General features: G+C 60.3%; 22 protein-coding genes and 1 other annotated feature. Of the genes, 12 read left to right on the top strand and 10 right to left on the bottom strand.

What is annotated here, in order from left to right; genetic code table 11:
- Positions 1–58: 58 nt before the first annotated feature.
- Both RWJ89_RS05760 and RWJ89_RS05755 read right to left on the bottom strand, forming a co-directional pair.
- Positions 59–862 (bottom strand): class I SAM-dependent methyltransferase, encoded by an 804-nt coding sequence (locus tag RWJ89_RS05760; RefSeq protein ID WP_077978510.1) that lies wholly within the window; start codon positions 860–862, stop codon positions 59–61.
- A gap of 185 nt (positions 863–1,047) precedes the next feature.
- On the bottom strand, positions 1,048–2,097 hold the full coding sequence (locus tag RWJ89_RS05755) for a class I SAM-dependent methyltransferase (protein WP_222061008.1): 1,050 nt from the start codon (positions 2,095–2,097) through the stop codon (positions 1,048–1,050).
- A gap of 98 nt (positions 2,098–2,195) precedes the next feature.
- Here RWJ89_RS05755 and RWJ89_RS05750 point away from each other — a divergent pair, with 98 nt between their 5' ends.
- Positions 2,196–3,275: a GlxA family transcriptional regulator gene (locus tag RWJ89_RS05750; RefSeq protein ID WP_077978512.1), complete on the top strand. Its 1,080-nt coding sequence runs from the start codon at positions 2,196–2,198 to the stop codon at positions 3,273–3,275.
- Between the two features lie 242 nt (positions 3,276–3,517).
- On the opposite strand, the gene RWJ89_RS05745 is transcribed toward RWJ89_RS05750, so the two are convergent.
- The 5 genes from RWJ89_RS05745 to RWJ89_RS05725 all read right to left on the bottom strand — a co-directional run bounded on the left by RWJ89_RS05745 (position 3,518) and on the right by RWJ89_RS05725 (position 8,961).
- The gene (locus RWJ89_RS05745; RefSeq protein ID WP_222061007.1) at positions 3,518–4,984 is read right to left on the bottom strand and encodes a SulP family inorganic anion transporter; all 1,467 of its coding nucleotides are present in this window, start codon (positions 4,982–4,984) and stop codon (positions 3,518–3,520) included.
- Positions 4,985–5,052: 68 nt separating this feature from the next.
- Positions 5,053–5,108: a sequence feature (sul1 is cis-regulatory element that is thought to sense ions involved in sulfur or methionine metabolism; They are found in Alphaproteobacteria), on the bottom strand.
- A gap of 139 nt (positions 5,109–5,247) precedes the next feature.
- A complete protein-coding gene (locus tag RWJ89_RS05740) occupies positions 5,248–5,499 on the bottom strand; it encodes a hypothetical protein (RefSeq protein ID WP_011652465.1) in 252 nt (83 codons plus the stop codon).
- A 77-nt stretch (positions 5,500–5,576) separates the two neighbouring features.
- On the bottom strand, positions 5,577–5,954 hold the full coding sequence (locus RWJ89_RS05735; protein ID WP_025395010.1) for a response regulator: 378 nt from the start codon (positions 5,952–5,954) through the stop codon (positions 5,577–5,579).
- 207 nt (positions 5,955–6,161) lie between these two features.
- A complete protein-coding gene (locus RWJ89_RS05730; RefSeq protein ID WP_316030683.1) occupies positions 6,162–7,922 on the bottom strand; it encodes a phospholipase D-like domain-containing protein in 1,761 nt (586 codons plus the stop codon).
- Between the two features lie 250 nt (positions 7,923–8,172).
- Positions 8,173–8,961 carry a DUF899 domain-containing protein gene (locus RWJ89_RS05725; protein WP_131642569.1) on the bottom strand — a complete coding sequence of 263 codons (789 nt, stop codon included), beginning with the start codon at positions 8,959–8,961 and terminating at the stop codon, positions 8,173–8,175.
- Between the two features lie 210 nt (positions 8,962–9,171).
- On the opposite strand from RWJ89_RS05725, the gene RWJ89_RS05720 reads away from it, so the two are divergent.
- Entirely contained in the window at positions 9,172–9,819 is a 648-nt protein-coding gene (locus RWJ89_RS05720) for an ankyrin repeat domain-containing protein (RefSeq protein WP_170268656.1), read from the top strand.
- Positions 9,820–9,896: 77 nt separating this feature from the next.
- The gene (locus RWJ89_RS05715) at positions 9,897–10,388 is read left to right on the top strand and encodes a YHS domain-containing (seleno)protein (RefSeq protein ID WP_077978517.1); all 492 of its coding nucleotides are present in this window, start codon (positions 9,897–9,899) and stop codon (positions 10,386–10,388) included.
- A gap of 19 nt (positions 10,389–10,407) precedes the next feature.
- On the opposite strand, the gene RWJ89_RS05710 is transcribed toward RWJ89_RS05715, so the two are convergent.
- Positions 10,408–12,624 carry an adenylate/guanylate cyclase domain-containing protein gene (locus RWJ89_RS05710; protein ID WP_316030682.1) on the bottom strand — a complete coding sequence of 739 codons (2,217 nt, stop codon included), beginning with the start codon at positions 12,622–12,624 and terminating at the stop codon, positions 10,408–10,410.
- A gap of 232 nt (positions 12,625–12,856) precedes the next feature.
- On the opposite strand from RWJ89_RS05710, the gene RWJ89_RS05705 reads away from it, so the two are divergent.
- Positions 12,857–13,624 (top strand): adenylate/guanylate cyclase domain-containing protein, encoded by a 768-nt coding sequence (locus tag RWJ89_RS05705; protein ID WP_221941416.1) that lies wholly within the window; start codon positions 12,857–12,859, stop codon positions 13,622–13,624.
- Positions 13,625–13,702: 78 nt separating this feature from the next.
- Here the strand turns inward: RWJ89_RS05705 and RWJ89_RS05700 are convergent, their stop codons facing one another.
- Positions 13,703–13,927, bottom strand: coding sequence for a DUF982 domain-containing protein (locus RWJ89_RS05700; protein WP_245503836.1), 225 nt, complete (start codon positions 13,925–13,927; stop codon positions 13,703–13,705).
- A 500-nt stretch (positions 13,928–14,427) separates the two neighbouring features.
- Here RWJ89_RS05700 and uvrB point away from each other — a divergent pair, with 500 nt between their 5' ends.
- The 6 genes from uvrB to RWJ89_RS05670 all read left to right on the top strand — a co-directional run bounded on the left by uvrB (position 14,428) and on the right by RWJ89_RS05670 (position 24,114).
- Positions 14,428–17,427 carry an excinuclease ABC subunit UvrB gene (gene uvrB, locus RWJ89_RS05695; RefSeq protein WP_316030681.1) on the top strand — a complete coding sequence of 1,000 codons (3,000 nt, stop codon included), beginning with the start codon at positions 14,428–14,430 and terminating at the stop codon, positions 17,425–17,427.
- A gap of 295 nt (positions 17,428–17,722) precedes the next feature.
- A complete protein-coding gene (locus RWJ89_RS05690; RefSeq protein WP_316030687.1) occupies positions 17,723–19,075 on the top strand; it encodes an AAA family ATPase in 1,353 nt (450 codons plus the stop codon).
- 2 nt (positions 19,076–19,077) lie between these two features.
- A complete protein-coding gene (locus tag RWJ89_RS05685) occupies positions 19,078–19,575 on the top strand; it encodes a hypothetical protein (protein WP_316030680.1) in 498 nt (165 codons plus the stop codon).
- 76 nt (positions 19,576–19,651) lie between these two features.
- Positions 19,652–20,503 (top strand): hypothetical protein, encoded by an 852-nt coding sequence (locus RWJ89_RS05680; protein ID WP_316030679.1) that lies wholly within the window; start codon positions 19,652–19,654, stop codon positions 20,501–20,503.
- A gap of 58 nt (positions 20,504–20,561) precedes the next feature.
- Entirely contained in the window at positions 20,562–20,948 is a 387-nt protein-coding gene (locus RWJ89_RS05675; protein WP_222061206.1) for a GNAT family N-acetyltransferase, read from the top strand.
- Between the two features lie 379 nt (positions 20,949–21,327).
- Positions 21,328–24,114: a metal-binding protein gene (locus RWJ89_RS05670; RefSeq protein WP_316030678.1), complete on the top strand. Its 2,787-nt coding sequence runs from the start codon at positions 21,328–21,330 to the stop codon at positions 24,112–24,114.
- An 85-nt stretch (positions 24,115–24,199) separates the two neighbouring features.
- On the opposite strand, the gene RWJ89_RS05665 is transcribed toward RWJ89_RS05670, so the two are convergent.
- Positions 24,200–24,511, bottom strand: a complete 312-nt coding sequence (locus RWJ89_RS05665) for a putative quinol monooxygenase (RefSeq protein WP_131663630.1) — start codon at positions 24,509–24,511, stop codon at positions 24,200–24,202.
- Positions 24,512–24,683: 172 nt separating this feature from the next.
- Between RWJ89_RS05665 and RWJ89_RS05660 the strand changes: the two genes are divergently transcribed.
- Positions 24,684–25,151, top strand: a complete 468-nt coding sequence (locus RWJ89_RS05660; protein ID WP_131663631.1) for a DUF3828 domain-containing protein — start codon at positions 24,684–24,686, stop codon at positions 25,149–25,151.
- Between the two features lie 761 nt (positions 25,152–25,912).
- Positions 25,913–26,125 (top strand): cold-shock protein, encoded by a 213-nt coding sequence (locus RWJ89_RS05655; RefSeq protein ID WP_003540801.1) that lies wholly within the window; start codon positions 25,913–25,915, stop codon positions 26,123–26,125.
- The last annotated feature ends 102 nt before the right edge of the window (positions 26,126–26,227 follow it).

The following is a 26,227-nucleotide window of genomic DNA, read 5'->3' as shown; positions in this document are numbered from 1 at the left end:
CTGGGGAGAAGAGGGAGCAGCACGATTCTCGCTTTAGAGGAGGTGGCGCTCCCGCTAATCAGTCCGCCACGCTGCCCCGGCACGCCCACGCCACCGACGCAAACGACCTTGGCCCATCGGGCTCGCCCGCCTCGTAAGCGGCCCTGACGGCGGCATCGACCGCTTTTCGCTTCGCCGGATCTAGCCCCGCGACATATTTGCCGAGCGGTCCCTCGCCGGCGGCGATCGGCTCCCAGTAGTCCGCGAAGGAGAGGTATTCCATCCGGATCAGCAGCGAGGTTTCCTCGACATCGGCAAGGCCCTGCGCGATGAAGCTCTCCTTCATTTCCCCCGGCCGCATCATCGGCTGGAAACAATATTTGCGGCGCAGGGGCAGCGCGCCCTCATCAAGCATCACCACCGTATCCCACATCATCCGCATGCCGGACATGCCGCCATAATGATCCCAGACGGCTGCTGCGACTGTGCCGCCCGGGCGCACCACACGGCGCATCTCGGATACCGCCTTTCCCGCTTCCGGCACGAAATGCAGCACGAGCAGCGACATCGCCCTGTCGAAGCGGTTATCCTCGAAGGGAAGCGCGCAGGCATCGGCCTGCCGGATCGATACGCGCGGATCGGTGTTGCGCCGCGTTGCCGCCTCGACGAAGACCGGCGAATAGTCGACGGCTGCGATCTCCTGCAGGCCCGGCGTTTCCGCCAGCGTGAACGCCAGACTACCGGTGCCGCAGCCGACATCGAGCACGCGATCGCCGTCTGCAAGACCGACGAAATCGATCAGCATCGGCGCGAGCTTCCTGCTCCACCGCCCCATCAGCCGTTCGTAACCATCCGCACTTTCGACATTGAAACTCGACGGCATCGAAGCCTCCCCTCAAGAACGCTGGCCTGCCGCCAAACAATAAGGTGTCACGGCGACGGTCGCAAGCGGAACAGCCGTGCCAGGCTTAGTCTACATCGTCATCCGTCCGACCGCACAGACGAGAGCGTGCAGTCGGCGGCGGGTGGCCATCGGCCACCCGCGTCTCGAATTGCCCCCCGCTGACGTCAGAGCCGAGCCTCCAGCACCATGTTGAACGGGGTCTCCGTTGCACGCCGCACCTTCGAAAAGCCACCCGCCTTGAGCACCTCAGTCAGCTTTGCCTGGCCGGCCTGCGCGCCGAGGGCGGCACCCACTTCCTGGCCGAGCGAGGCCGGGACGCAGGTGTTGGCCGAGGCGGCATAGAAGACGCGGCCGACGGGGTTGAGGTTTTCGGCCAGGCTGTCGCCCGCCATCGGCTCGACCAGCATCAGCGTGCCTTCCGGCTTCAAGGCCCTGGCGATATGTCTGACGGCGCCGACCGGGTCTCCCATGTCGTGCAACGCGTCGAAGATGGTGACGAGGTCGAAGCCCGCCCCTTCGAAATCCTGCGCCCGGGCGGTTTCGAACCGGACATTGCTCATGCCCTTTGCGTGGCGGCTCGCATGCTCGATCGAATGGGCGTGAAAGTCGAGGCCTGTAAACTGCGACTTCTGAAACGCCCTGGCCATCAGCAGGGTCGACGAGCCGAAGCCACAGCCTATATCGGCGACCTGCGCGCCGCGCTCCAGCTTCTCGACGACACCTTCCAGCGACGGAAGCCAGCTCTCGACGAGATTGGCCTTGTAGCCCGGCCGGAAGAAGCGATCGGTGCCGCAGAACATGCAGTTGCACCTATCCGTCCACGACACGCCGCCGCCATGGCGGAAGGCATGGGTGAGCTTGGCGCGATCGGCATAGATGGCGTCGAGGGCGACAAAGCCGCCGATCATGTTGACCGGGCTGTCCTCGACGGCAAAGACCGCCGCCTGTTCAGGCGAAAGCGTAAACCTGCCGGTCGCTGCGTCATAGTCGACAAATCCCGACGCTGCCTGGGCGGCGAGCCATTCCCTCACGTAGCGCTCTTTTGTGTCGGTCGCTTCGGCAAGTTCGATCGATGAGATCGCTCCCCTCTCCGCCATCTTGCGATAAAGACCCAACTCCTCGCCGATGATGACAAGGGCGGAGTTCTGCGCCGCCCCGAGCTCATTGACCATGACGCCGAGCAGCGTCTGCAGTTTCTCGATATTCAGTTCCATTGATGCGATACCCTCTCCATCAGGCAGCGACATGCCACCCGTTTCGAAGCGCCTTTTACGTGTTGCTAATGGTTGGCAGCAGAGGCAGGATGGCCGCTATGAAGCCGATAGAGCCACATTCCGCCAATGTGAAGCGCCCCTTGCGGGTTAGCATCGTCGCATTTCCGGAGTGCGACCCCTCGATCATGTACGGCATCTTCGACACGCTGTGGATCGCAGGCGCCAACTGGAAGAGCAGCTCGAACGAGCCGACGAGCGAGGTGATGTTCGCGCCGCGCCTGGTCGCCGCCGAGCCCGGCCCGCTGAGGCTGATAACAGGCGTGACGATCATGCCGCAGGAAACGATCGATGACATCGAGGAGACTGACTACGTCCTCGTTCCGAACGTGCTTGTCGACACGCCAGAAACTATCAGGGCACTCGACCGGCGGCTGCTGAACTGGATTGTCGAGATGCACCAGCGCGGCGCGCGCCTGCTGGCCGCCTGCGGCGGCTCGATCGTGCTGGCCGAGGCGGGGCTGCTGGAAGGGCAGTCGGCAACGACGCACTGGATGTATGCGCCGCTGTTTCGCAGCCAGTTTCCGAATGTGGAGCTTAAGGAAGAGCGCATACTGGTCCAGGCCGGCGCTGGTCATTCCATCGTCTGCGCCGGCGGCGCATCCTCCTGGCAGGACCTGACGCTCTTTCTCATCGCCCGGCATGCCGGAACGGCGGAAGCAATCCGCATATCGAAGATCTTCCTCTATCAATGGCATCGCGATGGCCAGCTGCCCTACGCCTCGATGATCGCCAATGCCGATCACGGCGACGCCGTGGTGAAGAAATGCCAGGAATATGCCCCCCTGCACTACCAGTCGGCGGATATCGTCGCCGAGCTGCTCAGGCTTTCCGGGCTGCCGAAGCGGTCCTTCGACCGCCGCTTCAGGAAGGCGACGGGTTATTCGCCGCTCGAATATGTCCAGTGGCTCCGCGTCGAGGAAGCCAAGCAGATGCTTGAGATGGAGGATGGGCCGATCGAGGAGATCGCGCTCGAAGTCGGCTATTCCGACCTCGCCTCGTTCCGCCGCCTATTCCGCAAGCTGGCAGGCCTGACGCCCGGCGAATATCGCCGCCGCTTCCGGCTGCCCGCCAATGTCGAGGCGGCGCTACAGGCAGTGGCGCCGACGGCGCGTGCCTGAGCACGATGCCTCGCTCGACGACATCGGGAAGCGGACTCGACCGGCCCACCTCCATAGAATGTCACCACTCGGTGACCTCGCTGCGACTCATCCGGTCTTGTCGAGCACACTCCAGTTGAAGCCCTTCGCCCATTCGGCATAGCTGTGCCGCCTTTGGTTAACTGGCAATCAGACGGCTGAACGCCACGGGAACCGGCGGCAGCGAGGATTTCGCGATCGTCTCGCGGTAGCTCTCGCGCCCCTCACACCTCTTTCAGCACCACCTTGCTGTCGAGGCTTCCGATCAAGGTTGCGCTCGCCTGGTTGAGGCCTGCGACCTCCACGGCAATGCCGTGCGCTCCGAACCGATGCACGACCTTGTCGAGTGCGGCAACGGCGGTGATGTCCCAGAAATGCGCTTCGGACACGTCGATCAGCACGGACTTGCCAATCGCGTCCTGAACGTCGAAGGCTTCGACGAAGACGTCGGCGGAGGCAAAGAACACCTGGCCGGTCACGCGATAGGTCAGCCGCCCGACAGCTTGGTCGGGCGCCACGTCGACGCGCAGCAGCCGGGCAACCTTGAAGGTGAAGAACACGCCGCTGAGCAGCACACCGACCGTCACCCCGAGCGCCAGATTGGCGGTGAAGACGGTGACGAGGACGGTCGCCACCATGACGGCACTCGACATCCTGGGATGGATGATGACAGCTCGAAGCGACGACCAGTCGAACGTATCGATCGACACCATGACCATGATCGCCACCAGCGCGGCGACCGGAACCTCGGAGACCCACGGCTTCAGCAGCACCATCAGGATCAGCAGGAAGGCACCGGCAAACAGCGTCGAGAGCCGGCCGCGCCCGCCATACTTCACATTGCTCACCGTCTGGCCGATCATGCCGCAGCCGGCGATGCCGCCGAACAGGCTAGCGGCCGCGTTGGCAAGGCCGAGACCGGTGCATTCGCGGTTCTTCGAGCTCGGCGTATCAGTGAGATCGTCGACGACGCTCGCCGTCATCATCGATTCAAGCAGCCCGACCATCGCAATGGCAAGTGCAGGTGCTGCAATGATCCGAAGCGTTTCCAGCGTCAGCGGCACGGCCGGCCAGCCGAACACCGGTAGCGAATCCGGCAGCTTGCCGAGATCGGCGACGGTGAGAACCGGAAGCCCGAGCCCAATCGAGGCGACGGTCAGGATCAGGATGCTGATCAGCGGCGACGGGATCGCGGTGGTGATCCGCGGCGTGAGATAGATGATCGCGAGCCCGGCGATCAGCACGGCATATTCCATCCAGCCGGCGCCGATAATATGCGGCATCTGCGCGGCAAAGATCAGAATGGCGAGTGCATTGACGAAGCCGGTGCGGACGGATTTCGACACGAAGCGCATCAGCACGCCGAGCCGCAGCAGGCCGAACACGATCTGCATCAGCCCCGCCAGCAGCCCGGCCGCAAAGAGATAGGGCAAGCCGTGAGCATGCACCAGCGGCGCGGCGACCAGCGCCACCGATCCGGCGGCGGCCGAAATCATCGCCGGGCGTCCGCCGGTAAACGCAATGACGATGCCGAGGACGAAAGAGGCGAACAGACCAACCTCGGGATCGACCCCCGCCACGAAGGAAAAGGCGATCACCTCGGGAATCAGGGCGAAGGTCGCCACCGCTCCGGCAAGCATTTCGCGCATGGGATTGGCGGACCAATCGCGACGGATGGAGGAAAGCAGCATCTTGAAGTCTCGCAAAGCATGGCCGGACCCGCTCTGTCGAGTGGTCGCGTGATGGCATGCAGGTTTTGCGTTGTCTGGCGGATCGGCGGCCAGAAGAGCCACCCGGGATCTCACCGGGTCCGTGGTGAATGCCTGCGGTATAGCCGATCTTTACTGCAGCGCAACATTCAATTGCGAAGGACGAAGGCGAAAACGCACGCGCCGTCCGCCTCTCGCCGGACGGCTGCTCACCCCTTCGCTTTGGCGCTGAGGAACCGAAGTCCTCACTGCCAGAGGAAGTCCGGCCCCGTGCTCTGTGAGGTAAGCTTCAGCGTCCCGTCCGGCTGGACGACATAGGTCTCGAACACACGGTAACCGAAATCGCCAAGAAAGGTATTCTTGACCACCGTTCCCGGACGATAGGGCGAACGGAGAACCTTTCCACCATAGGTGAGGCTGCCGGGAAGAGGCTGCGGATCCCCTGCGCTGGCGCAGGCCGAGAGAGCGAAAAGAACGGCAAGGAGCGCGTGTTTCATCCGGACTTCTCCTCGGGCAGGCGCAGCGGCCTGAGCGACGTCGATTTCCTTCTTATAACACGCAGCCTTGATGCTGTTCAGAACGCAACCTTGCTGCTGTCGAAGTCTTTGCGTCGGGCCTCCGCCCGCGAGAGCGCGCCGGCGATCCTCTCGTCGGTGAAGGGCTTGGAGATCACATCGAGCGCGCCTTCGATACCGTGACCGACATTCTCGGGACTGCCGGTCACGAAGATGACGTCAACTCCATGGCGGTCGATCAGCCGACGCGCCAATTGTGCGCCGCTCAGCCCATCGGAGAGACTGAGATCGACGAGTGCGACATCGCTTCTTTGAGCGTGGGCGAGTGCCTGCTCCACCGTCGAAACCGGCCCGATGGTCTGGTGTCCGGCCTCTTGCGCAATACGCTCGAGTTCCAGAGCGATAAAATTCTCATCTTCGACGATCATCACCTTCATGGATAAGCCTCCTCATAGACGGCCTGTCAGGCGCACTGCGGGTAGCGGCTACAACGCAACCGTCCCCGGAATGTTTCCACTTTGAGAAGAATATATTGGCGACCGACGGGCAGCGCCGCGTTATCGGTCCCGCTACCGGTCCTTGTGGAGGAACCAGCCGATGGCGAGGTCGCTCCGGCCTGTGCCGCAGCGGTCGTGACCGCGACATTACTCCGCCCGGGCAAACAACTCCCGGTCCCGGGCGCGGATTGGGTCGGTCCAGTCGCGTTCGAACCAGGGCGTGCCGCCGGGCTGAGGCGGGCGTTTGAGTTCCAGCGGACGGGCCGGGCCGCCGCTCGCTCCGGAGGCGACGCGGAAGATGTAGTGGTCGTACATCCTCAGCGCCTCGATCATGTAGCTGGTCGTAACCCTCCGGTCGCGCACGAGGACGAGGTTTTCGCCGTTCTCGTCATCGGCGGGGTTCGAGAAATTGTAGGAGCCGAGATAGACCCGCGCCGTCGGCTTGTCGAAATCGAGCACGAGGAATTTATGGTGCATGCGCGTGCCGCGCTGGTTGCCGTCGACGCCTGACAGGCCTGAGGGTTCCGTCAGGAAGGGCGGCGGCACGTTGCCCGTCAAGGCGGCCGCCCGCACCACCCTGCGGCGATTGTCCGGCGTCAGCACGTTGAGGCCGAGATTGCCGGCGCGCACCTCGGCATCGGCGATGCCCATGACATGCATCTCGGGGCGTTCGAGCGCGCGGCCGAGCGCCGGACCGATCGCTCCCCTGGTCATCTGGCCGAGGAAAGCGAGCGAGAACAGCACGCTGGAATGGGCGGTATCGATATCGGCGCCGATCTCGTCGAGCCGGCCATTGGCATCGCTGTGCGGCGAGAAAGCGACCTTGGCGTCGACGCCGTCAAGGCCGAGATCGATCCAGCCGGCGGAACTTGGCGAGTCGCGGAAGTCTTCGGCGCGTTTGGCGGTGAAATAACTCTCGAAGGCGGTGAAATAATCGTCGATCGCCTTTTCGCTGTGGACGGCAAGGCTGTTGTTCGACTGCACATAGAGCCCGCGCCAGCTGAGGTTGGTCGAGCCGTAAAGCACGGTCGAAATGCCGCTGCCGCGGACCGCAATGGACTTCTGGTGCTGGAGGTTGGCCATGTGCTGGCGCTTGACATTGGCAACACCCGCCGAGGCGATCAGCCGCTCCGCCGCCCTCGTCTCCGGCGAATTCGGGCGGCCATGGCCCTTGGTGCGGTCGCTGTCGTCGATGATGATCTTGAGTTTCGGCCCCAGCGCCTCCAGCCGGGTGACCACCTCGGGCAGGTTGAGATCATAGGCGATGACGCGCACCTCGGCGCCGGCCTCGCGCGCTTTGTCGAGCAGCGCAAGCGTTTCGGCCCGCGCCTCAAAGCCCATCCAGGCGAGCGCCCGCTCGGCATCGGCGTGGGTCGGCACGAAGTCCAGCCCCTCATCGCCAACAGGCGGCACCAGCGTGATGATCGTCGGCGCGTCGGGGGCAAAATTGCGCACGAAGGCCTGCGACGAGACGAAGCCGCGGGTGAAGGCGACGTTGAGCTTGCCGGGAATGGTCTCGCGCATCAGCGCCAGCTCCGCCTCCTGCGCCTCGCCCGATGTCAGCGCGCCCGCCGCATCCATGAACTTCGGCGTGACGCGATAGAGAAACTTGCCGGGCAGATCGGCATTGAAGGGAAAATGCACCCAGCGGAATTTCTGGATCGGCGCCTCTGTCGTGCGGATGCCGTCGTCTGGAACCGGCTGGCCGGGAAAGCCGATACGGTTGCGCACGTTCTTGAAGAAGTCAGCACCCGGCTCGCGATACTGGATGGCGAAACCGACGAAATCGATCGGCGGCCGGCCATTCTTCCAATCCATGCCGAGCAGCACCATGCCGTCACCGCGATGGATGGTCAGCGCAAAAGGCGCAGCCGCATTCCTGCCGGTCACACGAAAATCCGTATCCATGCCCGCCTCCCCTGGAAATCGGGCGAAATCTAGCATGGTTCCGTGACAGTAAGGAGATATGTCGCTGAAATTCTGCGCGCAAAAGGTGCAGGGAGGCGAAGCTACGGCGCAAGCGCGTTCTGGGACACTGCCGCGTCGCCCAGCCGTCAATCATTGACCCGATTGTCGACGACCGCCAGTTCGCCAGACTTTCAGACGGACCGCCGTACCCTCCTGCCCCGGCGGGACGGAGGATACGGCCGGACCGAACCTACGGTCTCTCGTTTGCGCTCTCGGCCCTGAACGCCGCCTCGCCGGCGTCGGAGACCTCGACCCATTTCTTGTCGGGCTCGGCGTCCGGCACGTAGCTGTCGTGCCAGTTCCACCACTTGTAGGTCGGGGTCTGCGGATAGCCCTCGGGCGAATCCTCCCAGACTTCCTGGCGGCCGAGCGGCGTGATGTCGAGGTAGTTCCAGGTGCCGCCCATCTGCTCGTCGCCGCGGTTGTTGATGAAATAGGTGCGGAAGATGCGCTCGCCGTCGCGGTAGAAGACATTGGTGCCGTGCCACTCGTCGACGCCGAAGTCCTTGTCGAAGCTGTCGGTGATCGTCACCCACGGCATCGTCCAGCCCATCCGCGCCTTCAGCCGTGCAATGTCGGCCTGCGGGGCGCGGGAGGCGAAGACCAACGTCGTGTCGCGGGCGTTGAGATGGGCGACATGGGCAACCTGATCGGCCACCATCGAGCAGCCGCGGCAGGCATGCTCGGGCCAGCCGAACACGCCGGGCTCATAGAAGGCGCGGTAGAGGATGAGCTGGTGTCTGCCCTCGAACAGGTCGAGCAGGCTGACCTTGCCCTGAGGGCCCTCAAACGCATAGGCCTTCTCCACCGCCATCCACGGCATGCGCCGGCGCTCGGCGGCCAGCGCGTCGCGGGCACGCGTCTCAGCCTTCTCCTTCACGAGCAGTTGCGCGCGGGCCGCTTCCCAGGCTTGCGGCGACACGACCGGCGGTTTGTGCATGGCTTGTCCGCTTTTTCCATTCTCGGCTGAAGCAGTCATGGCTTTCAATCTCCTCATTGGGGCGATTTCGCGGGGCTTGGAAGCCCCGTTCATCGCGCATTGGTTTGAGATAGTTTCGCATCGGAAATCGAACAGGGGGAGTAACAAGTGTGACCGTATTCCCTGAAACCGCCGGTCGCAGCCGTAGCGCGCAAGTGGGGTTGGCCGGAAGCGTGTCCATTAGCGCAATCTTGTTTACGAATTGCACACGTGCTAAAACGCAACAAAACGGCGCATACGAACCCTGATCAAACCGAGATCGTGCCCGTGAATATTTTTATCGCGACTGTTGCTACGCTTGTCATTGGCGTCCTGCCGGCATGGGCAGGTCCTTTGCATCAGGCGGCCAAGGACGGCGATATCGCCCGCGTCACACAGTTGCTGGACCAGGGCTCCGATCTGTCGGAGCTCGATGAGGCGGGCGAGCCGGCGTTGATTATCGCGTCATTGGCGGGCCATGCCGATGTCGTCGTTCTTTTGCTGGATCGCGGCGCCGACATCGAAATTCGCAACAAGGGTGGGCTGACGGCGCTGCATGCAGCAGCCTATGCAGGAAATCTGGAGGTGGTGAAACGGCTTGTCGCCGAGGGAGCTGATGTCAACGACAGGAAGAATTTCTATCAGATGTCGCCGCTGCACGGCGCCGCCGAAGAGGGCCGCACCGACGTGGTCGCTTTTCTGCTGACGAAGAGCGCGGATGTCGAAGCGACGGAAAGAAACGGGTACACGCCTCTCACTCAAGCCGGGTGGCGGGCGCATTGGGATACGGCCAAATTACTCATGGAAGCCGGTGCTGTTTGCCAGAAAGCCGAGCTTGTGGGCGAACCGCTCTACAAGGAATGCACCAAACGGCAATAGCATTTCGCTGGAGTAACGGACCGCGTCCGGGAACGGAGCTTGTTATGTCTTATCATGTGCAAAAATGCGGAACGCGGATGGGCGTGGCTGTTGGCGCTGCGGTGATGTTGCTTTCCTTCCTTCAGCCTGCGGGGGCCGAGGAACTCGTCAATACCGGCTATTTTGGCGATGTCGCGATCAAGGGCTACGACCCGGTCGCCTATTTCACTGAAAACCAGGCCGTCGAAGGATCCGAGACATATTCCCACCACTGGCTTGGCGCGACTTGGTATTTCGCCAGCGCTAAAAATCGCGACCTCTTTAAGGGCGATCCATCCAAATATGCGCCGCAATATGGCGGCTATTGCGCTGACGGCGTGTCTTTCGGGACGGTGACCACCAATATCGATCCGAAAGCTTGGCGGATCATCGATGGCAAACTGTACCTGAGCTATGATCCCGGGGCAGCCGAAGGCATGGAGAAAAATCCGACCAAGGTGACCGACTCGAAGAAGCATTGGTCCGAAGTTCAGCAGACGCTGATTTCGGAGAAGATGCATACCGTCTGGCAGCAACCGGATACGAAATGAAGCCGCAACGCCCGACCCGTCAGGGTGTGGGTGAAAAGAAGGTCAAGGCGCGCGGCGTGACATGGACGTATGGCCTGTCGCGCTGTTCACCTGACGTGTTGCGGTAAACATATCCGCACACCATCCGGTCTAAGAAATAGCCGTCGAATTTTTCGCAGAGACTGTCGCCTCGCACCTCGACGATACCGGTGATGTTGGTATTCGCGCTGCGATAGGCAGTGTTTCCAGCCTTGTCGAAATATTGGGTGAAATCCGTGCCGTTTTTGTGCTTGCCGGTCCAGCTCTTGCCATCGACAAGATTGCGCAGGTCTGCCTCGCCCAGCCTGTCGGCTTGACTGCCTGTAAAGCCGAAGGGCCATTCGGGAATGCCGGCCTTTCGCAATGCGGCCAGATGGCGCTGCAGATCGCCGTCCCGCCAGTAATCATAGAGATAGCCGTAATAGGTGAGATTGCTTTCTGGGAAGAGCTCCAGCAGCTTTGCCGTCTCCGCTGCAGCCTTGGTCTCATTGCCCTGGTCGGCATAGGCGGCCGCCAGGTATTCGCGTGCCGGCTCGACCTTCGGCAGGCTGTCGAGCGTCGGCTCTATCAGCGAGATCGCGCGCTGATCATCGCCCGCGGTATAAAAGACGATCCCCGCCAGCAGTTGAAAGCTCGACGCCGGCGAAGGGTCGAGTCGCAAAGCCTTTTCCATCTCCGTGATCGCCTGCCCGCTGCTTCCGGTATGGACCAGAATGAGAGCGAGGTTGGCGGCGGCCTCAGCATCGTTCGGCTCCATCGCAACCGCCATGTTGGCGGAATTTTTGGCCTCCGTCTCGCGTCCATCCACCCATTGCAGCAGGGCAAGCACCGTGTGCGCCCTGGCATTGTTGGGATCGAGCTTCAGGGCTTGCCCAGCGGCGTCATAGGCGATCTTGCGGGCGACGGCGGCCGACCAGAGGTAATTATAGTCGTTGCGCCAGACATCGACGGCCACGCGCGCGATTCCCGCATGAGCATTGGCAAAGCCCGGATCGAGATCGATCGCTTTCTGGTAGAAGGACAGCGTCCGACGATAGGTGTCGACATCCCTGAGAATGAAGCCCTCCTGCTCGGCCCGCATGTAATAATCGTATGCTTCGAGGTTTTCGGTCGGGATTCGGGCCAGTTGGTCGCGCTCGCGCGCGCTGAGTTTGACCGACAGGGCCGAGATGATCTTGCCGATCACATCGTCCTGCACCGCAAAGAGGTCGGCATACTGGCGGTCGTAGCGCTCGGCCCAGAGCGACAGGCCGGTGACCGCATCGATCAGTTTGACATTGATCCGCAGCCGCGGTCCGGCCCGCTGCAGGGTCCCTTCGAGCACATATTTGACGCCGAGTTCGGCGGCCACATCCTGGATCTTGCCGACGGAGTCCCGGATGGCGAAGACCGAGTGGCGGGCGATGACGAAGAGACCCGATACTTTGGACAACTCGGTGATCAGATCGTCCGTCAACCCCTCTGCGAGATGGTCGTGCTCGGTGTCGCCGCTGACATTGATGAAGGGCAGAACCGCGACGGAGGGCCTGTCCGGCAGAGGATAGGCGAAACGTTCGCCGGGCCCCGGTGGTTTTGCCGGCATCCATGGCTGCCACCAGAGTGCTGCGCCCGCGAACGCGAGGATAACGGCCGCGGCTACGCCCGCAACCAGGTGGCGTCTCGGCAGGCGCCTGCGGGTCTTGAGGGTTTTGCCGGCGGCAGTCGGATCAAGCAGGACGCGGTAGACCCGGATCGGTTCGGTGATGCTCTTCAATCGCTGTTCGCCGAGCGAAGCAAAACCGACCGGGACTTTCGATTTCACCTGGTCGTATGTCGTGCCCGATATGGCGATGCCGCCCGGTTCGGCCAGCGCCTGTATTCGATCGGCGATATTGACGCCGTCGCCCTGGATGTCTTCGCCCTCGACGATGATATCGCCGAGATTGATGCCGATCCGGAATTCGAGTCGGTGCTCCTGGAGCGCCGCGGCACTCTGCGTGGCTTTCAGTTGCTGGACCTCCACCGCGCAGCGCAAGGCATCGACGACACTCTGAAATTCGACCAGCAGACCGTCGCCCATGGTTTTGACCAGCCGGCCGTGATGACGCTCGATCGCCGGCTCGAAGATATCGTTCTGGTCCGCCTGAAAACGCGCACGGGTGCCCTCTTCGTCGATCTGGCTCAATCGACTGTAACCGACGACATCAGCGATCAGGATTGCTGCAAGACGGCGCTCCATCCCCGGGTCTTTCCTGGAGAGCGAATGTATTACTAACAATATCCTACAGTATGTCCCACCGCGATGCTATCGTCGGGCCGGGCGATATTCAACTTAGTGGCGACGTGTCCGATAAGGATGGAGCCGGACGGAATATTTCGAGTTATCATCGCCCTCGACGGTCGGGAGAGTTGCCAAAAGCAGGCGAGTGTCGGAAGCTTATTTTCAGCTATCAGGCGATGGATTGCGAGATATGACGACAGCCTCCTCTACGGAGCCAACCAGGCACGGCAGCGCCCGGATCTGCCGCGGCTGCTGGGACCAGATGCACATGCCGATCCCGATCGGCGGCCCGCTCGCCTTACCCTTCCGCGCCTTAGGCATCACCCGCAGCAAGATGAATCCCGATATCTGCACGATCTGCGAACGCTCCTTCCAATATGTCAAGAAGCAGCGCCAGATCACCGTCGACGCCACCATCCTGTTTGCCGATATCAGGGGCTTCACGGATCTGTCGGAGCGCATCGAAGCGGTGCAACTGAGCGAGATCGTCAGCCTGTTCCAGGATCGCTGCGCGCAGGCGATCTGGGCGCATGACGGCATCGTCAATAAGCAGATGGGCGACGGCCTGATGGCTATCTTCAACTTCCCGATCGTCCGAAAGGATCACGCCGGCGCCGCTATCCTGGCCGCGCAGGAGATCCAGCAAAACTGCGCCACAGCGCTGAACGGTCTGGCGCTCGAGGCATTGCCCGGCCGCACCCTCGGCGTCGGCGTCGGCATCCATTCCGGTGAGGTCCAGATCGGCGAATTCTCAAGCTTTCGCAGCGATTTCACCGCCATCGGCGGCGTCGTCAATCAGGCCGCAAGGCTGGAATCCCAGGCCGCCGCCGGCGAGATCCTGATCTCGGCCGAAACGGCGGCGAAGGCTGCTGATCTCGCCGCAGGCGCCGAAACTCGCATGCTCGTGCTCAAGGGCATCGAGCAGCCGGTGCAGGCACGGGTGCTGGCCAAGCGCTGAGCGACCGCGACCACGCCACGATCTCTTCGAAGCGGATGCCGGCCGCGTGAAGCCTGAATGTAGCCGGCGTCGCTCCAGCTATATCGCAGGGTTCAAGGCGGAGGCTTCTGCGCCGTCTTCATCATCATTGATCGTAACGCCTGCTTCCAGCGCGGCCAGGATGAAAGCCTGCCGCACCGTCTCGGCCGGCATGCGTCCGGCAAGCCAGGCGCGGCAGAAATCGATCGCCCTCTGCTGGTGGACGCCGCCATTGACCGGCCAGTCCGAGACGAGTGCATAAAGCGCATCCTGCGGTGAGCGCAGAACCAGCCGTTCGCCGGTATCAAGGTCGATCGAGATGGGGGTTTCCCAGAAGGCAGAATGGTCGCTAATGGCAGTAGCACCTGAAGCTGAAGTGACAGGAAACTAACTGCGGAAGACCGATTCTGGTTCCAGTGCGGAGCCGGATCATCGCTGCCCGGCATTCGACGGTCGCCGGTAATCCATGCGAGGAAAAACAATGGCTGCCAGCAGCCACGCTGCGGCGCGTGCTTCGAGGCTTCGCCCTGCGGGCTGCGCACCTCAGCATGAGGGGCGTTAGAGAATGCCGTACCCGAATAGCCGGTGCTGGAAGAATCCCGCGCGAACGCTCAAGAGAGCCTCACTCTGAGGTGCCCCGCAGGGCCTCGAAGGGCGGGGCGGGTGCGCCGGCTTCGCAGCGCCATTAAGCTTGGGAACTATTCACACTTTCGAACAAACAGTTCGTTTCCCTTTTGTACTCTTTCCCTCTTCACTTTCGCGCTGACTCTCTCCATATTCCCGCCATGGCCAAATCTCCGAAGAAATCCCCCGCCCCGAATGGCTTCGAGGAAGCCCCTCAATCGTCTTTTGAGGGAGCCCCCCTCTCAGGCTCGGTTGCCGATTGGGTGAAGCAGCTGGAGGCCGATGCCGAAGCCTCGGGCGTTGAGACCCAGCGCCAGATCGCCTCCAAGGCCGGCAAACATCGGAAGAAGGTGGAAATCGCCGCCAGGACGAAAACCAGCGACGGCGGCGTCAGCGCGTCGAAATCGGCGCGCGGCACCTCAATGGGCGGCTCGACCGACCCGAAGACGCGCGCGGCCGCCGGCCTCAATCCCGTCTCCGGCATGGATACGACGCTGGAGGAGGCCTCGTCGCTGCAGGCCGGCACCGCCGTCACCGCCACGGTCGAGGCGCTGTCGGCGCTGATCGAGAGCGGCAATCCGCTGCACAAGAACGGCAAGATCTGGACGCCGCATCGCCCTGCCCGGCCCGACAAATCCGAAGGCGGCATCGCCATCCGCATGCAGTCGGATTACGAGCCGGCCGGCGACCAGCCGACCGCCATCCGCGATCTCGTCGAGGGGCTGGAGAATGGCGACCGCAGCCAGGTGCTGCTCGGCGTCACCGGTTCCGGCAAGACCTTCACCATGGCCAAGGTGATCGAGGCGACGCAGCGCCCGGCCGTCATCCTGGCGCCGAACAAGACGCTGGCCGCCCAGCTCTATTCCGAGTTCAAGAATTTCTTCCCCGACAATGCGGTGGAATATTTCGTTTCCTACTACGACTATTACCAGCCGGAAGCCTATGTGCCGCGCTCCGACACCTATATCGAGAAGGAAAGCTCGATCAACGAGCAGATCGACCGCATGCGCCACTCGGCGACGCGCTCGCTGCTCGAACGCGACGACTGCATCATCGTCGCCTCGGTCTCCTGCATCTATGGTATCGGCTCGGTCGAGACCTATACGGCGATGACCTTCCAGATGTCGGTCGGCGACCGGCTAGACCAGCGCCAGCTGCTGGCTGACCTTGTGGCCCAGCAATATAAGCGCCGCGACATGGATTTCACCCGCGGATCCTTCCGCGTGCGCGGCGATACGATCGAGCTCTTCCCCGCCCACTTGGAGGATGCCGCCTGGCGCATTTCGATGTTCGGCGACGAGATCGACGCCATCACCGAATTCGACCCGCTCACCGGCCAGAAGGTCGGCGACCTGAAATCGGTGAAGATCTACGCCAATTCGCACTATGTCACCCCGCGCCCGACGCTGAACGGCGCCATCAAGTCGATCAAGGAGGAGCTCAGGCTTCGCTTGGCCGAGCTGGAGAAGGCCGGCCGCCTGCTGGAGGCCCAGCGCCTCGAGCAGCGCACCCGCTACGATATCGAAATGCTCGAAGCCACCGGCTCCTGCCAGGGCATCGAGAACTATTCGCGATATCTCACCGGCCGCGACCCCGGCGATCCGCCGCCGACGCTGTTCGAATATATCCCCGACAACGCCCTCGTCTTCATCGATGAAAGCCATGTCACCGTGCCGCAGATCGGCGGCATGTACCGGGGCGACTTCAGGCGCAAGGCGACGCTGGCTGAATACGGCTTCCGCCTGCCCTCCTGCATGGACAACCGGCCGCTGCGCTTCGAGGAATGGGACGCCATGCGCCCCGACACCATCGCCGTCTCGGCCACGCCCGGCGGCTGGGAGATGGAGCAGTCCGGCGGCGTCTTCGCCGAACAGGTGATCCGCCCGACCGGCCTGATCGACCCGCCGGTCGAGGTCCGCTCGGCCCGCACTCAGGTCGACGACGTGCTCGGCGAGATCCGCGAGACAGCGGCCAAGGGCTACCGCACCCTCTGCACCGTGCTGACCAAACGCATGGCCGAGGACCTGACCGAATATCTGCATGAGCAGGGCGTGCGCGTCCGCTACATGCACTCCGACATCGACACGCTGGAGCGCATCGAGATCCTTCGCGATCTCCGCCTCGGCGCCTTCGACGTGCTCGTCGGCATCAACCTTTTGCGCGAAGGCCTCGACATTCCCGAATGCGGCTTCGTCGCCATCCTCGACGCCGACAAGGAAGGCTTCCTGCGCTCGGAGACCTCGCTGATCCAGACCATTGGTCGTGCAGCACGCAACGTCGACGGCAAGGTCATCCTCTATGCCGACCAGGTCACCGGCTCGATGAAGCGGGCGATGGAAGAAACCAGCCGCCGCCGCGAAAAGCAGATGGTCTATAACCAGGAACACGGCATCACGCCGGAATCGGTAAAAGCCAGGATCTCCGACATCCTCGACTCCGTCTACGAACGCGACCACGTCCGCGCCGATATCTCGGGCGTCTCCGGCAAGGGCTTTGCCGATGGCGGCAACCTCGTCGGCAACAACCTGCAGACCCATCTCAACGCGCTCGAAAAGAGCATGCGCGACGCCGCCGCCGACCTCGACTTCGAAAAAGCCGCCCGCCTCCGCGACGAAATCAAACGCCTCAAGGCTGCCGAGCTGGCCGTCATGGACGACCCTATGGCGCGCGAGGAGTCAAAGGCGATGGAAGGCGGAGGAAGAAAGAAGAGCGGTGCGGCAAACGCAACCGGCTCCCTCCCCCCTGTGGGGAGGGTTGGGGAGGGGAATGCCGTAAACTCGGCACCCTCCTACTTCTCAAGACCCAGCCTCGACGACATGGGCCCGGGCACCGACACCACCACCCCGCTCTTCCGCAAACCCACCCTCGACGAAATGGGCCGCGACACCGCCGACCCCACCAAGAAGACCCTCTTCCGCAAAAACGACCTCGACGAAATGACCGTCGGCCGAACGGAAAAACCGGTCACCGGCGCATTGCCGGAAAAGCCGGAGGCCGCCAAAAGCACGAAGCGGTTTTCACCGCTGCTCGAAGGCCAGCCGGAGCGCGATGACGTGCGGCCGGTCGTGCGCGGGAAGACGGGCGTGGGGAGCTATGAGGATCCGGGCGAGCAGAAGCGCAAGGGGCGGACGAAGGGGAAGACTGGGCGGCCGGGGCGGTAGTCAGACACATTCTCGACTGTTGAAGTCAATCCGCACTATGACCAGTTCAACGTCAACAGCTTTCAAGTTATAAACGTGGCTATTCGGCGGGCTGGCTGGCCATTTCTGGATGCCACTCTCCCTCACCTTTCAGTCGTCAAAATTCGTTGCAGAAGAGCCTCCTCATCACTATCCGATCGCGATCGGCCCTAGCCTTCTGTTAACAAGTTTATCAAGTACTCAACAAAATTGACGCAACCTACCATTGCGCAAGATCCTGTCTGTTGATACGCCAGCGACAGGAGAAGGATATAAGATGCTTCGATTCTTACGCGTCCGAAACTTTCGGGCTTACAGAGATCATAAATTTGATTTCAAGAGGATAAATATATTTATCGGAGCAAACAACTCCGGGAAATCTACTGTGTTGAGCGCTATCAACCTGCTCGCTCAGACTCATACTGAATCCAGAGGTCGAGCAAGCCCCCTAGTATTAAATGGTCCATATGAACAATTAGGAACCTACCAGGACGTAGTTCACGGCAACAATGTAAGAACGTCTTTAGGGTTTGATATAGGATTTGAGAAGTATGAGGTATCCTTTGATATAAAGTACCGAACTCAGCGAAGAGAAATAGAAGTCTCAAGATTCTCCCTATTCGAAAACGGGGATGAATTATACAGTTTCCAGAGCAGAAGCTCGAAGAACGATATAAAACTCCAGAGAGTTAACATCGAGGAAATATTTGGGCAAAAAGCTTTGAGAAGACCTGAATTTATTGGTTTTTGGCCATACCAACCGGAGATAAATAGATTCGCACCAGGAGAGAGGCTAGCTGATGAAAAATCAAGAAAAATAGTTGAGCGAGTTTCAAGAGGACTGAGGAATTCTGAGATATTACTAAGAAATATTTTACGTCAATTTGATACCCTCTCTCCCTTTAGAGATCAGCCCCAGCGCACTTACCTGCACACAGGAGAAACCCCGCGAGAAATAGGAAGAACGGGGTCCAGCGCAATAACACTTCTCGCTAACGATTCTTCGCGACGTGGAGCGATGAGGATTGGCATCGAAGATCAAGTCTCGGAATGGTTACGGGTTAACGGTATTGCAAAAGAAATTCGAGTTAAGAGTCTGACGCCAAGGCACTTTGAGATATGTATTGTGGATTTTAAAGGCAAAGAACACAACATATGCGATGTTGGATTCGGATGCAGCCAAGTACTACCCGTTCTTGTCGGCGGACTCAATCTATTCCTTTCTCCGGAACGGTCTCGGCGGCAACCTATTTTTGTTGTACAAGAACCTGAAATACACTTGCATCCGAATGCGCAAGCCTCCCTCGGCTCCTTTTTTGTTGGCCTGTCACAATCAGGCGGACAGCAATTTATTGAGACTCACAGTGACAATCTGGTTCTAAGAATTGCCCGCCATGTCGCACATGGTGAAGTTGATATTGACGATGTAAAGATTTTCTTCGTCAAAGATGAGAATGGCGACAAATATGTTACGGACATAAAGATTAATTCTAAAGGTATCTTTGAACCCGAATGGCCAGGCGGCTTCTTTCCTCAACGGCAATTCGAGTCTTTGCAACTCGCCAGGGCTAGAATTTCCGGCGAAAAAACCTCCAGCGACGAACAGCTTCGCTTCAAATACTTGGATTGAACATGCCATATTTCCTGGATGCGAATTGTTTTAAAAAATATATCGACGAAACAGTACGAGATGACGCGGGTGACTATAGTGCCGTGGTTTCTTATATTCTTGAGGAGGATATGCTTACCGTCGATGACCAAGGAATATTTGTTCAAGAATGGAAACAGACCACCGGAGGCGCCTACAACCCATTCGTTGACGACTTGATATCAAGTTGGCTTGCGGAAGGACGCATTACGCTCAGCGAATTCAAGCGAGATGTCAGAGTTAAGAGGAAGCTACAGCAACAAGGAATACCGAACATAGACGCGAGAATTGTAGAATTCTGCGCCGGCGCCGGTGTTTCGACTATCGTATCTGAGGACATTGACCTTTACGAGCCCACTCAAAAGCAATGCTCGCCACAGAAGCGCAAGAAATATGTATGCGATAAGATGGGGTCGGCTGTTAGATTCATTAGAAAGCAGTTTCACATAGAGGTTACTTGTTGCTGTCACTTTGCGCCGTAGACAGCCGGATTTTTGCAATAAAAGTGCCCTAACCTGCTTCCTCGTCTTTCTAAAACGAGCTGGGGGCATCGCCGACATGTTCAAGACCCTTCTCTCGAAAATAGGCCTCCGCTCCGAAGCGCAGCCCATCTCTGCCGCACCGCCCGAAACCATTGCCGACCTGCGCGATGCCGTTGCGGCGCGCCTGCGCAGCGAGCCCGAGGTCGAAGAGGTTGCGATCGACCCCGGCAATCCCGCCGCTCTCCGCGTGCGGCTTGCCAACGGCGGAGGTGAAGCCGTGACGGGAACGGTCGATGTCACCAACGTCTACGGCAGGCTTTATACGCTCCGCAGCGGTGGCGCCCGCGAGGCCGCCGTCGAAAACCTCGTGCAGAGCGTTCTCGTCACGGTCCGCAGGCCGGAGCTCGACCTGCAGCATGTCTTCGCCAATATCCGGTTCCGGAAGCCTGGGAGTGACCAGGATGCGGCAACCTCCCTGGCGAAGGAACTTGCCGGCGACGTGGCGATCGTCTTGCAGCTGGACACGCCGCAGAGCCTGGTCGGGCTCTCGCGCGCCGATCTCGGCGAACGTTCCGTCGCGGAGATCCGCCAGGCCGCGCAGCGGAACATTCTGCGGGAAATGTCGAAGCTCCAGGAAGAACGGGTCAACGATCACGTGATCGCCTACCGGATCGACGACAACCCGCCGCTGACGTCGGCCATCATGCTGACGGATGAATTCTGGGCGATGGTGGACAAGAATTTCCCGGATGGCGCCTTCCTGATCCTGCGCCAGCGTGACGAGGTCGCCGTGATCGACCGAAAAGCGCCCTCCGCGCTGAATACGGCCAGGCAGCTGATCGACATGGCGAAACACTGCGGCGTCGATTTTCTCTCCGACAGGATTTTCGAAAGACGCGACGGTCGGCTCGTCACCGTGACGGAATGAGCCTGCGTCCGCCCTTGATCCGGAAGACCTCATGCCCGCTGAAGGAAAGGAACCATCCATGGTGGACCTGCGCATCGACCCTTTCCCGTCCGCCGCCGAACTGAACGCGCTCTTTTCCGCTGCCTGGGACAGCCCGCACAACCGAGATTTCACCCCCATCCTCTCCCGCAGCCTCGCTCATATCGGCGCCTATCAGGACGACCGGCTCGTCGGCTTCGTCAATGTCGCCTGGGATGGCGGCATCCATGCCTTCATCCTCGATACCTCGGTCCATCCCGAGATGCAGAGGCAGGGGATCGCCACGCGGCTGGTCAGGGAAGCGACGCGGGTTGCGCGGGAGCGCGGTGCCGAGTGGCTGCATGTCGATTTCGAACCGCACCTGACCGGCTTCTACCGCGCCTGCGGCTTCAGACCCACGGAAGCAGGCCTCATCAAGCTCGTGTGACACCTCCCGCGTGGAAAGCCGGACAAGTCGAAGCCAGCACCAACCTGCGATAGCGACGGGATGGTCGCGCGGCGCGGCACCGCCGAAGAACTCACTGAAAACACAATTTTCGCGAGAGCATCCCACCCGAAAATGAAAGATAATACTATTTACGAAACCAAAGTATGACTTTGAGTTCCCAAATTAAAATCCGTTTCCCCAGTATTTCATCCTTAGTTTTTCATTAAAAAAGCAATGAAAAGACACAATTTTGCATTGAAAAGTTAATCGAGGATTGGCATAGATCCCCGAGGGGTTGTCGTCCGCTGAGCAATAAAACAGTTCTTTCGGGGATGTCTCATATTGCCGAGTACAAAGCATCTTTTGGGGAAAGATATATATGGCCTTGAATATTCTGGACACGAACGGCGCCACAGTTACCAAGACCGGCGCTGAGTTCGAAGCTTACGATGTTATCCGCCATTCCGCCGCTAATCCTCTCTCCGCCGTCGCCCTCACCGTCTCAGATTCCAGCGTGGCAGACCTCGCCGACGAGTTGGGCTCGGTTTCCGCGAGCGTCAGGGGCTCGAGCGGCCCGAATACGATCACGACGGGCGCCGGCAACGACACCATAGTGAGTGGTGGTGGCGCAGACACGCTGAGCGGCGGCGCCGGTAACGACTTGCTCAATGGTGAAGCAGGCAATGACACGCTGAATGGCGGCGACGGCAATGACGAGATTTACGGCGGCGTCGGCAATGACGTCCTCAAGGGCGGCGCGGGTAATGACACGATTAGCGACGGAGATTATTTTTCCGATGTCGCTGAAACCTTCAATATCGATGCCGGCGATGGCAACGACAAAGTGATTTTATTCACCGGCTCTTTCGCCAAGATATCGGGAACGATAGACGGCGGGGCCGGCACCGACACGCTGCAAGCCAATGATCTGACAGGCCTGACGATCAAGAACGTCGAGATTCTCCAGCCTGCGACATCCAGCGTGACCGCATCGACGGCACAATTCGAATCCTTCGATAAAATCATCGGTACCGGCTCCGATTCTTCCGTGCAGCTGGTCTTGACAGACGGCGCCCATGTCGATCTTTCCGACGAGTTGGCAGGCAAGCTAAACTACATCTTTGGCGGCCCTAACGTTTCCGGCATCGATGTCACGACCGGGAGCGCTCGCGACCTTCTCACCGGAACTGCCGGCAACGACATCTTCGACGCCGGCGACGGTAACGACTACATCAACGGCAATGGTGGAAATGACCGGTTGATCGGTGGCAAGGGCGACGACGTAATCGTCGATGGTGATGTTTCGAGTCTTTCATCAGAAGTCTTCAACATCGATGCCGGCGACGGAAACGATATCGTAACCCTCCAGACACAGTCTCAGGGGCTTTCCGGCACGATCGATGGCGGTACCGGCATTGATACACTGCGCGTATCCAGGCTAGCCGGGCTGACGATCAAGAATTTCGAAATTCTTGAAACGAATGAGTATGGCTTTACCGGTTCATCCGCGCAGTTAGAAAGCTTTGACAAAATCTCGGGAACGAAGGACGCTTTCGGCTCCTCCATCGCCATCTTGAGATTGACGGACAAGGCCCATGTCGATCTTTCCGACGAGCTTGGAAACAGTCGGGCTAGTATATTTGGCACGGTCTCCGGTATTGACGTCAAGACTGGCGGCGGTGACGACATATTTACGGGAACCGACGGCAACGATATTTTCGATGGTAGCGGCGGCAACGACACGATCAACGGCAATGCCGGCAACGACAAATTGACCGGCGGCGATGGCAACGATCAGATCTTCGGCGGCGTCGGAAATGACGTCATCAAAGGCGGCGCGGGCGACGATAAAATCACCGATGGCGATAATATGTCCACCGCCCCTGAGGCCTTCGATATTGATGCCGGCGATGGCAATGATGCCATCAACTTGCAGTCACACTCTTCCGCGCTTTCCGGAGTAATCGATGGCGGCGCCGGCACGGACACGCTGCAGGTCATCAAACCTACTTTAGGCCCTGGGCAGGAATCCATCGGGCTTGCCGGTTTCACGATCAAGAACGTCGAAATCCTCGAAACGACAGGAGCCGAGGTTCTCGCTTCGGCCGCCCAATTCGAAAGCTTCGACAAGATCGTCAAATACGACAAGCCGGGCTACGAGAATGATGTCCTGGCGCTGACATTGACGGACAGCGCCCATGCCGACCTCTCCGACGAACTGGCAAACCGCCACGTCGACATCTTCGGCACCGCCTTCGGCATCGACGTCAAGACCGGCGGCGGCGACGACTACTTCTTCGGGACCGACGGCAACGACAGGTTCGAAGGCGGCGCCGGCAACGACGTGCTTTTGGGCGGTGCGGGCATCGATACGGCGGTCTTCTCAGGCAATTTCGCCAAATACACCTTCGCATTGAACAATGGCAGCCACATCCTGACGAGCGCCCTGGAGGGCAAGGATACGCTGACCGATGTTGAATTCGCCCTTTTTGCCGACGGCGTCTACGATTTCGCCAAGGGAAAGTTCACGCCCGACGGCAGCAACATCGCGCCCACCAATATACAGCTCTCGAAAACTTCCCTGTTGGAGAGCACACCGATCTGGACCACGGTCGGCCTGCTCAGCGCCAAGGACGCCGATGGCGACGCGCTAACCTATACGCTGATCGACGGAGCCAACGACCACTTCCGGATCAATGGCAACCGCATCGTCACCTCGAAGGCGCTGGACTACGAGACCGCCAAATCACACACGATCAAGGTCGCTATTTCGGATGGCAAGGTCACGGTCGAAAAGGACATCACCATCAACGTGCTCGACGTCAACGAGGCCCCCGTCAACAAGGCGCCGACCAATCTCGCCTTCTCGCGCAGCTCGGTCTCGGAGAACGTCGCGATCGGCACCTCGGTCGGCCTGCTCACGGCAAAGGATCCGGAAGGCGACACGGTGAAATGGCGGCTGACGGACGATGCCGACGGCATCTTCAAGCTCGTCGGCAACAAGATCCAGACCAAGGCGGCGATCGACTACGAAAGCGCCCATAGCCTGACCTTCACCGCCGAAGCCTATGACGCGGCCGGAAACGTCACCAGCCACGATTTCACGCTCGCTGTGAAGGACGTCTTCGAGCCGTCATTTGCGCTGTCGCATGAGGCATTGATCTAGCCGCGACAGAATTGCCGGGCACCGAGGTGGGACTTGCAGTCGTGCAAGCCCCACCGATGGGCGGCCGCGCGAAATCAGGCACGCATCAGTCAAACCGCTCGTCGATATGCTCCACCTGAGCGGAAATCACATTGTCGATAACGACATGCGACAGCAGCGTCGGGCCGACGGCCCATAACTCACGCATGTGGTCCGTATCCTCGTGCCGGCGATGCGCTTCCTCGCTGGTGAAGGCCTCGGCCAGCAGGATCTTGTCGGGATGCTCGGGCATCGGTACCAGCTCGATATAGAGACAATCCGGGTCGAGCCGGCTCTGATCGAGATGGTTCTGCGCCGCGGCCAGATAGGCATGGCGCTTTCCAGGCTTGGTCATGAAGAATCCGACGATGCATTTCATCTCACCCTCCCCAGCTTGATTGGAAGTCTCGCCCGGGCGCCTGCCACAAGCAAGCGCGAAGCCTTTCATAAGCAGCGATGGCCGAGCCAAACCCTGATACCCCTCCAAAAATGCCGCTCCACCTCAGCGCCTGATTCCGCTATGATTCACCGCTTATCCGAGGAGAGCCCGCATGCGCCTGCCCACATTCATCCTCGCCCTCGCCGTGTCGGCGGTCGCAGCCTTGCCCGCATCGGCACAGACCTACAAGACGCCGAAGGCGCTGCTCAAGGCACTCTATAGCTACGACACCGACAACAGCGACGCCGAGGCGCCCTCACCCTATTCGACCTTCTTCTCCGACCACCTGAACGAACTCCACCAGACCGATCTCGACAACACGCCGGAGGGCGATGTCGGCGCGATCGACTTCGATCCCGTCATCGCAGGTCAGGACGGCGCGGCCAGCGACGTCAGGATCGGCCAACCGATCCTGCTGGATGACAAGGCCGAGGTGGAGGTGGAGTTCGAAAACGGCGAAGAGGTGACGCTCTTCTACACCCTGGTACGCGAACACGGCGGCTGGAAGGTCGACGACATCGCTAATCAGAAGGGTGATAATCCGTGGAGCCTCGGCGCGTTGCTGGGTGACGCGCAGTAGGCGGGAAGCCTTTGGGGGTCTCGCCTACGACGAGGATGGAGCGGACAATTGCACTAGCTGTAGAATAAAAGCCGCAGGCGCCAAAGAGAGCCCTCATGGTGAGGAGGCCCAAGGGGCCGTCTCGAACCACGAGGGCGGGCGTGGAAGCTCCTGCATTCCACAAAGCCCCCTATGCAAAATCTAAGGTTATGGCGCCGGTGGCCGCCCCCGTCCTTCGAGGCTTCAGCCTCCGGCTTCCGCACCTCAGGATGAGGGCGGAGCAAAGACGGCGCGAGGAACACCGGAGAGCAGACTTTGCGATCCTCATCACAATGAATGAGACTGATCGGTGTGCCTGCCGCCCCAACCACTTCCTACATATCCCTGTCCGGCTATCGAATCCGCCGCTCATCCCGTTTCGGCACAAAATCCCGATATGGCACAGCCGTGCAAGAATTCGTTAACCTGTGGTCAAGTATCTGAATCTTCGGCATTTCCCGACATCGATGCGGGCATGCCACAATAATCCCGCTTGCTTTTTGCCCGAAATGCTGGCACGAATTGACTTACTCGGGCATTTGCATGCCGGTGACTGGACTGATGTGGTAATCCCTTCCGTTTGGAAGGCGGCGCGGGACTACCCGCCTACGTAGACGTTCTTTCCCCGTACGTGACTTCTCCGACTGACCCTTCGTCCCAATCGATCGGGGCGAAAGCTAAAGCCGTCCGCTTCCTCTCGGGGGCGCGGATACTACACAGACTAAGGGAAAAGGACGATCCCAATGGCCACCAAGGGCACCGTAAAATTCTTCAACCAGGACAAGGGTTTTGGTTTCATCACGCCGGACGGCGGCGCAAAGGACGTTTTCGTCCATATCTCTGCGCTGCAGGCTTCTGGCATCCAGTCGCTGCGCGAAGGCCAGCAGGTTACTTTCGACACCGAGCCGGACCGCATGGGCAAGGGCCCGAAGGCTGTCAACATCTCGGCTTCGTAAGTCAGACATCGCTTCGGCGGCATGAACGGCGCTCCGTATGGGGCGCCGTTTCTGTTTGCGGTACTCGATCAATTTGTCGATCGTATTGGCAAGTGTTATATG

The organism is Rhizobium sp. 10PS4 (assembly GCF_032464805.1).
In the GTDB taxonomy this organism is placed as follows: Bacteria; Pseudomonadota; Alphaproteobacteria; order Rhizobiales; family Rhizobiaceae; genus Rhizobium; species Rhizobium laguerreae.
This window is presented reverse-complemented; position numbering and strand designations above follow the sequence as displayed.

Coding starts and splice junctions, on each gene's coding strand:
- RWJ89_RS05760 (WP_077978510.1), bottom strand. CDS start 862: ATGCCGTCGAGTTTCAATGTCGAAAGTGCGGATGGTTACGAACGGCTG.
- RWJ89_RS05755 (WP_222061008.1), bottom strand. CDS start 2,097: ATGGAACTGAATATCGAGAAACTGCAGACGCTGCTCGGCGTCATGGTC.
- RWJ89_RS05750 (WP_077978512.1), top strand. CDS start 2,196: ATGAAGCCGATAGAGCCACATTCCGCCAATGTGAAGCGCCCCTTGCGG.
- RWJ89_RS05745 (WP_222061007.1), bottom strand. CDS start 4,984: ATGCTGCTTTCCTCCATCCGTCGCGATTGGTCCGCCAATCCCATGCGC.
- RWJ89_RS05740 (WP_011652465.1), bottom strand. CDS start 5,499: ATGAAACACGCGCTCCTTGCCGTTCTTTTCGCTCTCTCGGCCTGCGCC.
- RWJ89_RS05735 (WP_025395010.1), bottom strand. CDS start 5,954: ATGAAGGTGATGATCGTCGAAGATGAGAATTTTATCGCTCTGGAACTC.
- RWJ89_RS05730 (WP_316030683.1), bottom strand. CDS start 7,922: ATGGATACGGATTTTCGTGTGACCGGCAGGAATGCGGCTGCGCCTTTT.
- RWJ89_RS05725 (WP_131642569.1), bottom strand. CDS start 8,961: ATGACTGCTTCAGCCGAGAATGGAAAAAGCGGACAAGCCATGCACAAA.
- RWJ89_RS05715 (WP_077978517.1), top strand. CDS start 9,897: ATGGGCGTGGCTGTTGGCGCTGCGGTGATGTTGCTTTCCTTCCTTCAG.
- RWJ89_RS05710 (WP_316030682.1), bottom strand. CDS start 12,624: ATGGAGCGCCGTCTTGCAGCAATCCTGATCGCTGATGTCGTCGGTTAC.
- RWJ89_RS05705 (WP_221941416.1), top strand. CDS start 12,857: ATGACGACAGCCTCCTCTACGGAGCCAACCAGGCACGGCAGCGCCCGG.
- uvrB (WP_316030681.1), top strand. CDS start 14,428: ATGGCCAAATCTCCGAAGAAATCCCCCGCCCCGAATGGCTTCGAGGAA.
- RWJ89_RS05690 (WP_316030687.1), top strand. CDS start 17,723: ATGCTTCGATTCTTACGCGTCCGAAACTTTCGGGCTTACAGAGATCAT.
- RWJ89_RS05685 (WP_316030680.1), top strand. CDS start 19,078: ATGCCATATTTCCTGGATGCGAATTGTTTTAAAAAATATATCGACGAA.
- RWJ89_RS05680 (WP_316030679.1), top strand. CDS start 19,652: ATGTTCAAGACCCTTCTCTCGAAAATAGGCCTCCGCTCCGAAGCGCAG.
- RWJ89_RS05675 (WP_222061206.1), top strand. CDS start 20,562: ATGGTGGACCTGCGCATCGACCCTTTCCCGTCCGCCGCCGAACTGAAC.
- RWJ89_RS05670 (WP_316030678.1), top strand. CDS start 21,328: ATGGCCTTGAATATTCTGGACACGAACGGCGCCACAGTTACCAAGACC.
- RWJ89_RS05665 (WP_131663630.1), bottom strand. CDS start 24,511: ATGAAATGCATCGTCGGATTCTTCATGACCAAGCCTGGAAAGCGCCAT.
- RWJ89_RS05660 (WP_131663631.1), top strand. CDS start 24,684: ATGCGCCTGCCCACATTCATCCTCGCCCTCGCCGTGTCGGCGGTCGCA.
- RWJ89_RS05655 (WP_003540801.1), top strand. CDS start 25,913: ATGGCCACCAAGGGCACCGTAAAATTCTTCAACCAGGACAAGGGTTTT.